Annotated in this window: 13 protein-coding genes; 1 reads left to right on the top strand and 12 read right to left on the bottom strand. The window is 41.7% G+C overall.

The features are described 5' to 3' along the window. Window positions 1-34: 34 nt before the first annotated feature. The 10 genes from MHI33_RS19720 to MHI33_RS19765 form a co-directional block, all read right to left on the bottom strand. Window positions 35-991: an AEC family transporter gene (locus tag MHI33_RS19720; RefSeq protein ID WP_044140161.1), complete on the bottom strand. Its 957-nt coding sequence runs from the start codon at window positions 989-991 to the stop codon at window positions 35-37. A gap of 88 nt (window positions 992-1,079) precedes the next feature. Continuing rightward, on the bottom strand, window positions 1,080-2,780 hold the full coding sequence (gene malS, locus MHI33_RS19725) for an oxaloacetate-decarboxylating malate dehydrogenase (RefSeq protein ID WP_113767803.1): 1,701 nt from the start codon (window positions 2,778-2,780) through the stop codon (window positions 1,080-1,082). 279 nt (window positions 2,781-3,059) lie between these two features. Beyond that, window positions 3,060-3,662, bottom strand: coding sequence for a thymidine kinase (locus MHI33_RS19730; RefSeq protein WP_044140163.1), 603 nt, complete (start codon window positions 3,660-3,662; stop codon window positions 3,060-3,062). Between the two features lie 87 nt (window positions 3,663-3,749). Beyond that, window positions 3,750-3,950 (bottom strand): 50S ribosomal protein L31, encoded by a 201-nt coding sequence (gene rpmE, locus MHI33_RS19735; protein ID WP_003215407.1) that lies wholly within the window; start codon window positions 3,948-3,950, stop codon window positions 3,750-3,752. Window positions 3,951-4,080: 130 nt separating this feature from the next. Next, window positions 4,081-5,364: a transcription termination factor Rho gene (rho, locus tag MHI33_RS19740; RefSeq protein ID WP_003215202.1), complete on the bottom strand. Its 1,284-nt coding sequence runs from the start codon at window positions 5,362-5,364 to the stop codon at window positions 4,081-4,083. A 364-nt stretch (window positions 5,365-5,728) separates the two neighbouring features. Continuing rightward, window positions 5,729-6,694, bottom strand: coding sequence for a class II fructose-bisphosphatase (gene glpX, locus MHI33_RS19745; protein WP_065097854.1), 966 nt, complete (start codon window positions 6,692-6,694; stop codon window positions 5,729-5,731). A 32-nt stretch (window positions 6,695-6,726) separates the two neighbouring features. Further along, window positions 6,727-8,016 (bottom strand): UDP-N-acetylglucosamine 1-carboxyvinyltransferase, encoded by a 1,290-nt coding sequence (locus MHI33_RS19750; RefSeq protein ID WP_003214820.1) that lies wholly within the window; start codon window positions 8,014-8,016, stop codon window positions 6,727-6,729. 247 nt (window positions 8,017-8,263) lie between these two features. Next, complete coding sequence (gene fsa / locus MHI33_RS19755) at window positions 8,264-8,902, bottom strand: fructose-6-phosphate aldolase (protein WP_003215343.1); 639 nt, start codon at window positions 8,900-8,902, stop codon at window positions 8,264-8,266. Window positions 8,903-9,014: 112 nt separating this feature from the next. Then, window positions 9,015-9,872 carry a class II fructose-bisphosphate aldolase gene (locus MHI33_RS19760; protein ID WP_003214879.1) on the bottom strand — a complete coding sequence of 286 codons (858 nt, stop codon included), beginning with the start codon at window positions 9,870-9,872 and terminating at the stop codon, window positions 9,015-9,017. A gap of 177 nt (window positions 9,873-10,049) precedes the next feature. Next, window positions 10,050-10,424 (bottom strand): response regulator, encoded by a 375-nt coding sequence (locus tag MHI33_RS19765; protein ID WP_003214681.1) that lies wholly within the window; start codon window positions 10,422-10,424, stop codon window positions 10,050-10,052. Between the two features lie 180 nt (window positions 10,425-10,604). On the opposite strand from MHI33_RS19765, the gene MHI33_RS19770 reads away from it, so the two are divergent. After that, on the top strand, window positions 10,605-11,135 hold the full coding sequence (locus MHI33_RS19770; RefSeq protein ID WP_113767805.1) for a DUF2529 domain-containing protein: 531 nt from the start codon (window positions 10,605-10,607) through the stop codon (window positions 11,133-11,135). A gap of 41 nt (window positions 11,136-11,176) precedes the next feature. Here the strand turns inward: MHI33_RS19770 and pyrG are convergent, their stop codons facing one another. Both pyrG and rpoE read right to left on the bottom strand, forming a co-directional pair. Then, the gene (gene pyrG, locus MHI33_RS19775) at window positions 11,177-12,784 is read right to left on the bottom strand and encodes a glutamine hydrolyzing CTP synthase (RefSeq protein ID WP_340913306.1); all 1,608 of its coding nucleotides are present in this window, start codon (window positions 12,782-12,784) and stop codon (window positions 11,177-11,179) included. 238 nt (window positions 12,785-13,022) lie between these two features. After that, complete coding sequence (gene rpoE / locus MHI33_RS19780) at window positions 13,023-13,562, bottom strand: DNA-directed RNA polymerase subunit delta (protein WP_065097853.1); 540 nt, start codon at window positions 13,560-13,562, stop codon at window positions 13,023-13,025. Window positions 13,563-13,728: the final 166 nt, after the last annotated feature.

A 13,728-nucleotide genomic window follows, 5' to 3' on the forward strand; every position in this document is an offset into this window, starting at 1 on the left:
AAGGCTGCCTCGTTAGGCAGCCTTTCTACTTTATTTATGAGGTAAGTGCAATAATGATCGGTAATGAAATTAATGACATGATTGCACTGATCACAAATGCGGATGCAGTTTCTGCTTCTTGTTTTTCAAATCGGGTTGCGATCATGGCTGCAACAGCTGAACCTGGGAAGGCAACAAGTAATACAGCTTTTGTAATTTCATCAGCCGAAAGACCCATGAAAATGGCGATAAAATACATAAGCAATGGTTGTACAGCTACTTTTAGCAATGCGATACTGAATGCTGGTAGGCTTAATTTAATTTTACGGATACCAACAGTGACACCGACTGCAAATAGCGCAACCCCTGATGTAACACTTCCAATTTCCTCTAACATTTCATGTCCAATTGCAGGAAGTTTAAATCCTAAAAGAACAAGAATGATACTTGCTAGCGGTGCAAGTGCAAGCGGCTCTGATAAACCGTGCAAAATGGCTTTCGTCGTCATTTTAAGGAAACTTTCGCCGTCTTTGGCTTTTCCTTTTGTTTTTTCACCGACAGTTGACACAATAATCGCAATTGGATCAAGCATTGCATTTACAACTATTCCGGTAATTGCAATCGGAATTGCAACTTCTTGAGCCCCAAATAAACTGCCTAGGACTGGAATCCCCATAAATGCAAAGGTCGGTTGAGCTGAGTTTAACGAGAAAATAGATGAATTTGTTAAATCGTATTTAAAAGCAAATTTCGTAACAAGAAGGATAATGATATAAAAACCAACGATTCCTAAAATCAATGCAACGAAAAATGGAATTTGACTATAGAATTTATCTTTTGGTGTTGACAGAATGCTGGCGATAAAGTGCGCTGGCAAAGCATACTTTGTCACAAGTGTACTTACACCTTTTGCAGATTTAGCGTCATAGCTACCGAAGTGTCCTGCGAACCAACCCAGCGCGATAACGAAAAAAATCGGTGCTAGGAGGATCAAAATATTTAAAAAGTCCACCTTACTCTTCCTCCTTAAATCCTTACAAGTTTCTATTTATTGCGGCATTGTTTAAATTACCCTAAACAATGCCGCGTTACACAATTTATTATGCTCTTACAATTTTTTTATATTCAGGAATCCACATTGCATCTTTCACAGCTTGTTCGATGTCTTCAGGCGTTCTTCTTGCGACACCATCTTTAATTGCTGCTTTTGCCACTTCAATGGCCACTTTGATAGAAACTTCTTGCAATTTATCAATGCTTGGAAGAAGACCAGCACCTGGTTTATCATGATCAACCATTTCAGCAATCGCATCCGCAGAAGCAACGAACATGCCTTTTGTGATGATTTTAGATTCCGTTACGATTGAGCCAAGACCAAGTCCAGGGAAAACGAACGCATTGTTTGATTGTCCAATTTCATGTTCAATTCCGTTATACTCAACGTTTTCGAACGGACTTCCTGTTGCAATCAGTACACGGCCGTCTGTCCATTTAAACAGATCCTCTGGCACTGCCTCAGCAAGTGGTGTTGGGTTAGACATTGGCATGATCACTGGACGCTCTGTATGAGCTGCCATTTCTTTAATGATTTCTTCAGTGAATGCGCCGCCTTGACCTGATGTACCAATTAGAATCGTTGGCTTCACCCTGCGAACAGTTTCAGCAAATGAGATTTGCCCTTTTTCATCACGAGCCCAGCCTTCTACTTCATCAGAAGAACGAAGGTATGGTTTTTGGAAATCAAGCACTTCATCTTCAAATTGATCTGTTAACAACCCTCTGTAGTCTAATGTCCAGAATGCATTGTTTGCTTCTTCTTCAGTCAGACCTTCAAGTACCATTGTGTCACGCACTTGATCTGCGATTCCGATACCAGCTGATCCTGCTCCGAAAATCACAATACGGTGATCTTTCAATTGTGTACCAGTTTTCTTGACAGCTGCAAGTACACCCGCTAAAGTAATGGCACCAGTACCTTGAATATCATCATTGAACGTTAGGATGTTATGATTGTATTTTTTCATGATGTTACGCGCGTTTTTGTTTCCAAGGTCTTCCCAGTGAAGTAATGCTTTCGGGAAGAATTTAAGCGCTGCTTTTACATATGCATCAATGAATTCATCGTATTTTTCACCTTGTACACGTTTGTGATGGTTTCCGATGTATAATGGATCATTCAATAATTTTTCATTGTTTGTTCCAACATCTAATACGACTGGAATCACGCGGCTTGGATCAATACCTGCAGCAGCCGTGTAGACAGCTAATTTACCAATTGCGATGTTGATACCACCAACACCCCAGTCACCAATTCCAAGAATGCTCTCAGAGTCAGTTGCTACGATAAGGTCGATATCTCCTGCTGTGGCATGTAAGTTTTCAAATGCTTTCTCAATGCCGTCAATGTTGTCGATTGAAAGATAGACACCATGAGGTCTTCTGTATTCATGGCTGTATTCTTGAATCGCTTCACCAACAGTTGGTGTGTACACAACAGGAAGCATTTCACGAAGCTTGTCTGATATAAGCTTATAGAACAATACTTCGTTACGGTTTTGCAAATCACTTAAGTATACGTTTTGACGAAGACGATCTGGCTGTGCTAGAAATTGCTTGTACGCTCTCTCCGCTTGTTGTTCTAAAGTGAGAACAGTTGGAGGAAGTAAGCCTTCTAGTCCAAGCTCTTGTCTTTCTTCTTCAGAGAAAGCAACGCCTTTGTTCAACGTTGGAATCGATAATACATCTTTACCTGTCAAAGTGGTTTCGAGGTACCCTTCTTTTGTTTTCTTCACGTTGTTCATCAAAAACTACCCTCTTTCTAAAATATAAATAAAGTGAACTATTAATTTAAAGAACGATTAAGGAGAATAATCCTTAATCAAAAAAATTATGACAAGAAATCGAACTTTTCGTTAAAATGCTTTACACTACAGTTAGTCATTTTATGCCTGCTTATACTAAAACGCAAGCGTTGAAAATTAGATAATTTTTTCGTAGCGTTATTTAATTTATTTAAGTACAAATGATGGGTGTTCAGCCAAAATCTCGAAAAACGAAACACAGCGGCATTTGCTATTTTTTTAATTGTCAAGTGTTGTACCAACGTCAAGTCTTGATACTTCATGGTGATGTCTGCATCGTGCTTCGTATGATTCCTGCGCACCTACTAAAATAATGGGATCATCATAGGATGCGGGTTTACCGTCGATCAAGCGTTGTGTTCTACTCGCTGGGGAGCCGCATACCGAACAAACTGCTTGAAGTTTTGTTACAAGCTCTGCACATGCCATTAAATGCGGAACAACACCAAATGGCTCTCCTCTGAAGTCTTGATCAAGGCCTGCAACAATGACTCGGTAACCTTTATCAGCCAATTGAGTGACAATGTCAATGATTGTCTCATCAAAAAATTGCACCTCATCTATGCCAATGACATCGGTTCTTTCTGATATGTGCGTTATTATGTCTTTTGGTGAGGCTACTGCAATCCCATCGACCGATGAACCGTTATGTGAAACAACTGAGCTTGTACTATACCGGTTATCAATCGCTGGTTTGAATATTTTTACTTCTTGTTTGGCAAAGGTGGCCCTTTTGGCTCTCCGAATCAATTCTTCCGACTTTCCAGAAAACATACTTCCGCAGATGACTTCAAGCCAACCGCTTTGTTTCATCACATACATAAGGTCTTCTCCCCCGTTTTAAAGTTCCATCAATCCACGTAAAAAAACAGGCAAGAACGGATTCCTGCCTGTTTATTGTATCTATTATTACTTAAGACCGTATTTTTTGTTAAAGCGGTCAACACGTCCATCAGCAGAAGCGAATTTTTGACGGCCTGTATAGAAAGGATGGCATTCAGAGCAAATCTCGATGCGTACCTCTTCTTTTACTGATCCAGTTTCAAACTCATTTCCACAAGCGCATTTGACTGTAGCTTTTTTGTAGTTAGGATGAATTCCTGTTTTCATCTACTGTCATCTCCTTCCGCCCTGAATCCAATTCGGAAACAGAGTTAATATCTCAGAATAAATTCTGAAACGCACATGATGAAATTATAACAGTGTGAGTCTATGATTGCAAATGTATTTTTTCAACAAACTATCTTCTTGATGCAGACATGTTCGCTTGTTTCCATTCTTGCGTTAAAATATCAAAAAACTCTTGGTTTGTCTTTGTTTTTCTCATTTTGCGCATGAATTTCTCAGCAAAGTCAGGTGTATCTGACATCGATTTCCTCATCGCCCATAAACGATCAAGATGCTCTTTTGGTACAAGCAGTTCTTCTTTTCTCGTACCAGAACGACGAATGTCGATCGCTGGGAAAATTCTTCTTTCTGCAAGAGAGCGGTCCAAATGAAGCTCCATGTTCCCCGTCCCCTTAAATTCCTCATAAATCACATCATCCATACGTGATCCCGTATCAACAAGCGCAGTGGCTAAAATCGTCAAGCTTCCGCCTTCTTCAATGTTACGCGCAGCACCAAAGAAGCGTTTTGGACGGTGGAAAGCCGCTGGATCAATACCGCCGGAAAGCGTTCGGCCGCTTGGCGGGATGACAAGGTTGTATGCACGAGCAAGCCTTGTGATGCTGTCCATTAAGATGATGACATCTTTCTTATGTTCAACAAGACGCATCGCACGCTCTAATACAAGCTCTGCTACTTTAATGTGGTTTTCCGGTACTTCGTCAAAGGTTGAACTAACAACATCCCCTGCAACAGAACGTTCGATATCTGTTACTTCCTCCGGGCGTTCGTCTATCAAAAGGACAATCAGCTCTGACTCTGGGTGATTTTCAGAAATGCTGTTGGCAATTTCTTTGAGCAAAATGGTTTTCCCAGCCTTAGGCGGTGCAACAATTAAACCACGCTGCCCAAACCCAACTGGCGCCATCATATCCATAATTCTAGTAGACAGGTGATTAGGCTGTGTTTCAAGAATCATTTGACGATCAGGGAATAGCGGCGTGAGTGCAGGAAAGTGAACACGTTCCTTAGCTGATTCTGGGTCGTCCCCATTTACCGCTTCGACATGAAGGAGGCCATAGTAGCGTTCATTCTCTTTTGGAGGTCGTACCTTTCCAGACACCTTATCTCCGTTTCGTAAATCAAAGCGTCTGATTTGTGAAGCTGAAATATAAATGTCTTCAGAACTTGGGGAGTAGTTAATTGGTCTTAAGAAACCAAATCCCTCAGACTGAATAATTTCAAGAACCCCTTCCATAAATAAGAGATCCTCTTGCTCAGCGTTCGCCTTTAAGATGGCAAAGATTAATTCTTTTTTTGTTAGTTTGCTGTAATAAGAGATTTTGTACTTTTTTGCTAACTCATACAGCTCTTTTAATTTCATATTTTCCAAAGATGAAATCGAAACATCTTTCAATATGGACACCACACTTTTCTAGTCAATGTATTTCATTACAAATGCATGACCATTGTATTTGATTAGCTTTTAATTCCGTTTTTGTTGGAATGACCTCGCTCTCATGGTAACGCTCCCACTCGTTTTATCGTAAAGATAGGAACAATGTGAACTCGAGCTTTGTCAACATAGAGAAGGATAATGAGTATATCGTCATGATGCGGCAGTATTTAAACTTGTTGAAGCTTAAAAGAAGTAAATTCGCAGAAAATTTCGCAGCACTCTTTAGTTTTACCTCATTTGCAGAGAATATTCAACTTTAAAAAGAAAATGATATACATTTGACACCTATATGAAAAGCGGGTAATGAATACCCGCTTTCAGATTACGGACGAATGACAAGATTCGGTTTTTTCTTTAAGCTATGTCTACCGTCTACAAAACGAACTGTACCTGATTTCGCACGCATAACAACACTATGTGTTGTTCCAACAGAGCCTTTGAATTGAACACCTTTTAATAGCTCACCGTCTGTTACACCAGTCGCTGCAAAAATGGCGTCGTCGCCTTTCACGAGGTCTTCCATTCTTAAAACTTTGCCAACATCCAGCCCCATTTTCACACAGCGTCTCAGTTCTTCTTCACTTTGAGGAAGAAGCTTTCCGTGGATTTCACCACCAAGTGCCTTTAACGCAACAGCAGAAAGGACACCTTCTGGCGCTCCGCCTGAACCAAATAGAATATCAACACCTGTATGATCAAATGCTGTATTAATGGCTCCTGCAACGTCACCATCATCGATCAGTTTGATTCTTGCTCCTGCTTCTCTCAGTTCAGCAATGATTTTCTCATGTCGATCTCTGTTTAAAATCGTTGCAACCACATCTTCAATATCTTTGTTTTTTGCTTTTGCTACAGCACGAAGATTGTCAATGACAGGCGCTTCAATGTCGATGCAGCCTACCGCTTCTGGACCTACTGCGATCTTATCCATGTACATATCAGGTGCATTCAGCAAATTGCCATGATCTGCAACCGCAATAACAGCTAAGGCATTCCAGCCGCCGCTTGCCACAATATTTGTTCCTTCTAATGGATCAACAGCTACATCCACGCGAGGTCCGTATCCGTTCCCAAGCTTTTCCCCAATGTAAAGCATTGGTGCTTCGTCCATTTCCCCCTCGCCAATGACCACTGTTCCTTTCATCGGAATGGTATCAAATACATCACGCATTGCACTTGTTGCAGCATCATCCGCTTCGTCTTTTAATCCTCTTCCCATCCAACGAGCAGATTTTAATGCGGCTGCTTCTGTCACCCGTACTAGTTCCATCGATAAACTTCTTTCCATTTTTGTCCAAATCTCCTCTCACAGTCAAAGCCTTATGAATTTTGAAGTTCTTCTATTTCTTGGTCACTCAGCTTTTCACGCCAGATGGTTGCACCCAAGCCTTCAAGCTTCTTCTCAAGCAAACTATATCCTCTGTCTATATGTTCAAGCCCTGTGATTTCGGTCACACCGTCTGCCATTAGCCCTGCAACGACGAGACAAGCACCTGCACGCAGGTCACTTGCTTTCACCTTTGCCCCTTGAAGCTGCGTTTGTCCAGTGATAATGGCAGACCTTCCTTCGACCTTCATGTTTGCCCCCATTCGGCGCAATTCGTCAATGTGCTTAAAGCGGGCTGAGTAGATCGTATCTGTGACCACACTCGTGCCTTTCGCCTTTGTTAACAGCGCCGTCATCGGTTGCTGAAGGTCCGTCGGAAAGCCCGGATACACAAGGGTTTTGATATCGACAGGCTTGAGTCCTTCGTTTCTGCCAACGATCAGCATCTGATCGTTGCTTGTTTCAATGGTGAACCCCATCTCTCTAAGTTTCGCCGTAATTGATTCTAAATGAGTTGGGATCACATTATCAAGTACAACTTCATCTCCCATCGCAGCACCAGCAATTAAAAATGTGCCTGCTTCTATACGGTCAGGGATGATGGAATGCTTACAGCCATGAAGAGATTCTACACCTTCGATTCGAATCACATCAGTACCCGCACCTTTGATTTTGGCCCCCATGCTTGCAAGCAGTGTCGCTACATCAATAATTTCGGGTTCTTTTGCGGCATTTTCAATCACCGTTTTTCCTTCAGCCAGTACGGCTGCCAGCATGATATTGATGGTCGCCCCTACACTGACCACATCAAGGTAAATACGGGCTCCGACTAATTTTTCAGCGCGCAAATAAATGGCACCCTGCTCGTTTGTCACCTCGGCTCCGAGTGCTTCAAAGCCTTTAATATGCTGATCGATCGGCCTAGGTCCTAAGTGGCACCCTCCTGGCAGCCCAATGACAGCCTGCTTGAATCTTCCCAGCATAGCGCCCATTAAATAATAAGACGCACGCAGTTTCTTCACTTTCCCATTAGGAAGCGGCATACTGATCATGGAAGCAGGATTGACGACCATTTCACCTTTTTCAAATGTGACCTTTCCGCCAATCTCTTCTAACAGATCTCGTAATGTGTCAATATCTGAAATATGCGGAAGGCCCTCAATCGTTACTGGAGAATCAGCGAGAATCGTGGCAGGAATCAGTGCCACTGCACTATTTTTCGCACCACTAATATGTACGGTCCCGCGTAAGGGGTCACCGCCGGCAATGTTTAACTTTTCCATATTTGTCTCCCTTCTTAAAGAAGATCACTGTTGGAGTTATACTGTTTGTGGATGTCGCGCTTTAAAAGGTCTTGTCCAAAATTTAGCCAATATCAAGAGAAAGAATACAGGTTAAACGAAATTTGTCGGAAGAAAAATAATCGAAGCTTTGCGAGGCTGTGATGTTCTCTTCTTTGCACAAAACATTTCTTAGCGTTTTTAAGGAAAACTGCGGCAAGCAGGAGACAATCCCGCCTGCCACAATCACTTATTTATTCCAGTCAGCTAAAAATTGCTCAATGCCCGCATCCGTTAATGGGTGTTTCGTCAGCTGCTTGATGACTTTCAGCGGCATTGTGCCGATATGAGCACCTCTAAGTGCAGCTTCTGTCACGTGCTGCGGATGACGAATGGATGCAGCAATGATTTGTGTATCTAAGCCATGAACATCAAAAATGGTTTTCACTTCACTGATGAGATCGAGACCATTTTGGCCAATGTCATCTAAGCGGCCGAGGAATGGAGAGACATACGTCGCACCAGCTCTAGCTGCAAGAAGTGCCTGGTTTGCACTAAAAATCAAAGTGACGTTTGTTTTAATTCCAAGGTCTGTTAACGCTTTGACAGCTTTAAGACCATCTGTTGTCATTGGGATTTTAACCGTGATATTTGGTGCAATGGCAGCAAGCTCTTTTCCTTCTTCAATCATTTCTTCTGCTTTGAGGGAAATGACTTCTGCACTGACAGAACCTGATACCACGTCAGTGATTTCGCGAAGACGGTCGTGGAATGATACGTCCTTTTCTTTCGCTACTAAACTAGGGTTTGTTGTGACGCCTGCTAAAATGCCAAGCTCGTGCGCCTCTTTGATGTCTGCGATATTCGCTGTATCTACGAAAAATAACATAACCGTGCCACTCTCCTATCAATAAATTGTCTGAAATGTAAATTTTGATTGCGCTTTCTCAAGATATGGAGAAAACCGCCTGTGACTCAGGCGGCTTTCGGTTCTCATCAAATTATGCTTGGTTAGAAGAACCAAATTCACGCATTTTGCCGATAACAGTCGCTTTAATTGCGTCACGAGCTGGTCCAAGATATTTACGTGGATCATACTCTTCTGTTTTTGCAGCAAGTGTTTCGCGTACTGCTTTCGCAGAAGCAATTTGGTTTTCAGTGTTTACATTGATTTTTGCTGTACCAAGTGAAATTGAGCGCTTGATGTCAGCTGTTGGGATACCTGTTCCGCCATGAAGAACAAGTGGAAGACCTGTCATTTTACCAATTTCTTCCATTTCAGTGAAACCAAGATTTGGTTCACCTTTGTATGGACCATGTACTGAACCTAATGCAGGTGCAAGGCAGTCAATACCAGTGCGTTCTACAAGCTCTTGGCACTCTTTTGGATCAGCATAAATAACGCCCTCAGCGATGACGTCGTCTTCTTGTCCGCCAACAGTTCCAAGCTCAGCTTCTACAGATACACCGTGGAAATGTGCAAGCTCAACTACTTTCGCAGTTGTTGCTACGTTCTCATCGAATGGATGGTGAGAAGCGTCGATCATGACAGAAGTAAATCCTGCATGGATCGCTTTTGCACAAGATTCAAAGCTTGAACCGTGATCTAAATGAATCGCAACAGGAACTGTTACATTATATTCTTCGATTAACGCTTTAACCATTGCGACAACTGTTTTGAAGCCGCCCATGTAGCGTCCTGCTCCTTCAGATACTCCTAAGATAACTGGAGATTTCTCTTCTTCAGCAGCTTGTAAAATCGCTTGCGTGAATTCTAAATTATTTAAGTTAAACTGTCCAACAGCGTAACCTTTTTCCTTTGCGTCTTTCAACATTTCTGTCATTGAAACTAAAGGCATGATGAAAAATCCTCCCTATGTAGCTAATTTGCTTACTAAAAAAAGCTCTCCACCCTAGCATGACCAGAATTTCTCGCCATATGTAAACTTTCAAAGTCAGATCGCTTTCTTCTTCTTATCTAGGATACCAATTATTCGACAAATCGGCAACAGAATGACTCGATTCAATATTTCCAACTACCCATTTGTTTCGAGCGGCAAGTATTCTTTGACAGCATCTCGGATCTCATCAATATCAAAAGGTTTTGCAAAGTGCGTCAAAGCACCGAGTTCTTTGGATTCTTGGATCATGTCTAATTCGCCATAGGCTGTCATAATGATGACGCGGATGTCTTCATCAATTAATTTCATGCGTTTTAAAATTTCAATTCCATCCATTCCGGGAATCTTCATATCAAGCAGCACAAGGTTTGGTCTATGATTTTTCACAATATCTAACGCCTGAAGTCCATTGGCTGCTTGGAAGGTTTGATAACCTTCTTTATGAAACACTTCATTCAATAATATTCTAATACCATATTGATCATCGACAATTAAAATTTTCTCATTCATCTGTTACACCCCATTGCTTTCATTTTTCGCCATAAAAAGAGCTGTTGTTAAATAATTCTGTTTGATTTTCACATTTCCTTTATTTATAATAGTTTACTTTACGACATTTTCTGAGCATTTTTCCTAATTTTCTCTTTATATTCTATTATAAAATGATCTGACCGAAGGAGGAAATCAGTCTTGTTAAAAATTTTCACGACCCAGTTATCAGGTATTTTTTCACGTATTGGAGAAAAGCAGGCTGAAGCGATCGAGGATGGTGCACGCCTTCTTACACAAGCCGTTGTCAGTGGACATGCTGTTTATTTTCATGGGAAGAATGAACTGGCCGCTGTAGCCATAGAGGCAACTGAAAGCAAGGAGCCATTTCCAGGTGCGAAAGTGCTGCCGCTTGATCAAACGGAGCGCAGCTTGCTTCATCCAAGCGATAGAGTGCTGCTATTTTATTCAGACCCAGAAGACGAGGAGATTCAATCTCTTGTAAAAGAACTGCACGCGCAAGGGACGCCCGTTGTCGGTGTCGGGCCGGCACAAAAGGAGTCGTCCATGATTGAAGAGCATTGTGATGTCCACATTGATTTCCAGCTCAAGAAACCGCTTGTGCCTGCTGATGACGGAACAAGGTTCGGTTATCCTGCTTTAATGACATGCTTATACGTCTACCACGCTCTATCGTTTACTGTGAAAGAAATCGTGGAGGAATATGAATAAAAAACTGCCGAGAAGATGATATTCTCGGCAGTTTTTTTGTTTTATTTTGATTCAGATGCTTGCAGTGAAGCACCAACGAAATCTCTAAATAATGGCTGAGGTCTTGTCGGTCTTGAGACGAATTCTGGGTGGAACTGAGAAGCAAGGAACCAAGGATGATCCTTCAGCTCGATAATTTCAACAAGACGTCCGTCTGGGCTTGTACCAGAGAAGACAAATCCTGCAGCTTCCATTTGCTGCCTGAATTCATTATTAAACTCATAGCGATGGCGGTGGCGTTCGTAGACCACTTCATCATTGTATGCAGCAAATGCTTTGGAGTCTTCATCTAATTTACATGGATACAGACCAAGACGAAGTGTTCCGCCTAGATCATCTACATCCTTCTGTTCTGGAAGAAGGTCAATGATTGGGAACGCTGTTTCAGGATCAATTTCCGCTGAATGAGCTCCCTCAAGGCCTAGTACGTTTCGTGCATATTCGATTGACGCAACTTGCATTCCTAAGCAAATTCCAAAGAAAGGCACTTTGTTTTCACGGGCATATTGTGTAGCAATGATTTTCCCTTCCACTCCGCGGTCTCCGAAGCCTCCAGGAACGATGATGCCGTCGACATCTTGCGCGAAATCAGCCATATTTTCTGCTGTCACTTCTTCTGCATTGATCCATTTGATTTGAACGTCTGAATCAAATGCATAACCAGCATGGCGAAGTGATTCAACGACAGAAATGTAGGCATCTTGCAGTTCAACATATTTTCCTACTAAACCAATTGTGACTTGTTTTGAGAGGTTTTGCACTTTTTCGACTAGCGCTGTCCACTCCGTCATGTCTGCATCTTGACAGTCAAGTTTCATATGTTCACATACAAGCTTGTCTAGTCCTTGTTTTTGTAAATCAAGCGGAATAGAGTACAGCGTGTCTGCATCCTGACATTCGATAACAGCTTTTGTATCAATATCACAGAATAACGCAATTTTGTCCTTCATGTCTTGGGTCATTGGCATTTCAGTTCTAACCACAATAACGTTTGGCTGAATACCAAGGCTGCGAAGTTCTTTTACACTATGCTGTGTTGGTTTTGTTTTCAGTTCACCTGCTGCTCGGATGTAAGGAACAAGCGTACAATGAATGTACATCACGTTTTCACGGCCAATGTCACTCTTCATTTGACGAATCGCTTCAAGGAAAGGAAGGGATTCGATGTCTCCTACTGTTCCTCCGATTTCTGTAATGACCACATCTGCACCTGTTTCTTTTCCGGCACGGTACACGCGGTCTTTGATTTCATTTGTAATATGGGGAATAACCTGTACAGTTCCGCCTAGATAGTCGCCGCGACGCTCTTTCTTCAGAACAGTAGAGTAGATTTTACCAGTTGTAACGTTGCTGTACTTATTTAAGTTAATATCAATGAAGCGCTCATAGTGACCTAAGTCAAGGTCTGTTTCAGCACCGTCATCTGTGACGAAGACCTCACCGTGCTGATATGGACTCATCGTCCCTGGGTCTACGTTGATATATGGATCGAATTTTTGAATGGTGACATCCATCCCTCTATTTTTCAGAAGGCGGCCTAACGAGGCAGCCGTGATCCCTTTTCCAAGTGAGGAAACAACTCCTCCTGTTACAAAAATATACTTTGTCATTTCGTATGCTCCTCTCTTTTTTACCCTTGCATGACTAGACATGCACAGCTTCATCCTTTTTAGAGTGTATCCCTAAATCTCTTGAAAAATAAGAAAGCTCCCTTTCAAATAAATGAAAGGGAGCGTAAATGAACGTATCTTTACGTACTCTTTTTAGAGAGCCCAAAATACATACTACATAGTTCGCTCTCGAAAGTCAAGACGGTTTTATCCTGTTTTGAGGACCGGTTTGTGAGGGTTATTTCTCTTCCTTATTATCGTCTAAATCGTCTTCGTCAATTTCTGTTAAGCCATCATCATCTTCGTCATCGTCTTCGTCGAAGTCTTCTATATCTTCCTCGATTTCCTCATCATCGTCTAGGTCGAGATCATCGTCGTCTTCAACAAGATCAAGTTCTTCTTCAAGCTCTTCGATTTCCTCTTCCTCTTCAATTTCATCGAAGTCTTCTTCAACGACAGCTGCTTTTGTTTTTTTCTTTTTCGCTTTTGTTTTCACAGCTGGCTGAACTTCTTCTTCGACTTGATCAACTGGATACCAGCTGCGAAGTCCCCATCTCTGATCACCTAACGAAATAAAGCGGCCATCTATATTTAAGTCTGTATAAAATTGAGCAAGGCGATCATCAAGATCAGATTTTTGTATTCCTTGTAAACGGACCATTTCATCTATTAACTCGGAAAACGTAATCGGTGTTTTACTGTCTCTGAAAATTTCATAAGCAAGTTCAACTAAAGACATGTGCTTGAGCTGCTCCTGTGAGTATTCTTTCAAACTCAAGGTCAGACACTCCCTTTCTATTACATGTATGTATCCATTTATCAGTGAAATAATAAGTGTTTATCCCTTATTTTTACGACAAACCATACCTCTCATTATAAACAAATTAGGGGAGTTTATGCCACCTTTAATCATGTTAATTTTTGATTTTTTCTCAAGGGGAGCA

The organism is Bacillus sp. FSL K6-2971 (assembly GCF_038006405.1).
Classification (GTDB): domain Bacteria; phylum Bacillota; class Bacilli; order Bacillales; family Bacillaceae; genus Bacillus; species Bacillus pumilus.

Coding starts and splice junctions, on each gene's coding strand:
- MHI33_RS19765 (WP_003214681.1), bottom strand. CDS start 10,424: ATGAATGAGAAAATTTTAATTGTCGATGATCAATATGGTATTAGAATA.
- fsa (WP_003215343.1), bottom strand. CDS start 8,902: ATGTTATTTTTCGTAGATACAGCGAATATCGCAGACATCAAAGAGGCG.
- MHI33_RS19730 (WP_044140163.1), bottom strand. CDS start 3,662: ATGTATGTGATGAAACAAAGCGGTTGGCTTGAAGTCATCTGCGGAAGT.
- glpX (WP_065097854.1), bottom strand. CDS start 6,694: ATGGAAAGAAGTTTATCGATGGAACTAGTACGGGTGACAGAAGCAGCC.
- MHI33_RS19750 (WP_003214820.1), bottom strand. CDS start 8,016: ATGGAAAAGTTAAACATTGCCGGCGGTGACCCCTTACGCGGGACCGTA.
- malS (WP_113767803.1), bottom strand. CDS start 2,780: ATGAACAACGTGAAGAAAACAAAAGAAGGGTACCTCGAAACCACTTTG.
- rpmE (WP_003215407.1), bottom strand. CDS start 3,950: ATGAAAACAGGAATTCATCCTAACTACAAAAAAGCTACAGTCAAATGC.
- pyrG (WP_340913306.1), bottom strand. CDS start 12,784: ATGACAAAGTATATTTTTGTAACAGGAGGAGTTGTTTCCTCACTTGGA.
- MHI33_RS19760 (WP_003214879.1), bottom strand. CDS start 9,872: ATGCCTTTAGTTTCAATGACAGAAATGTTGAAAGACGCAAAGGAAAAA.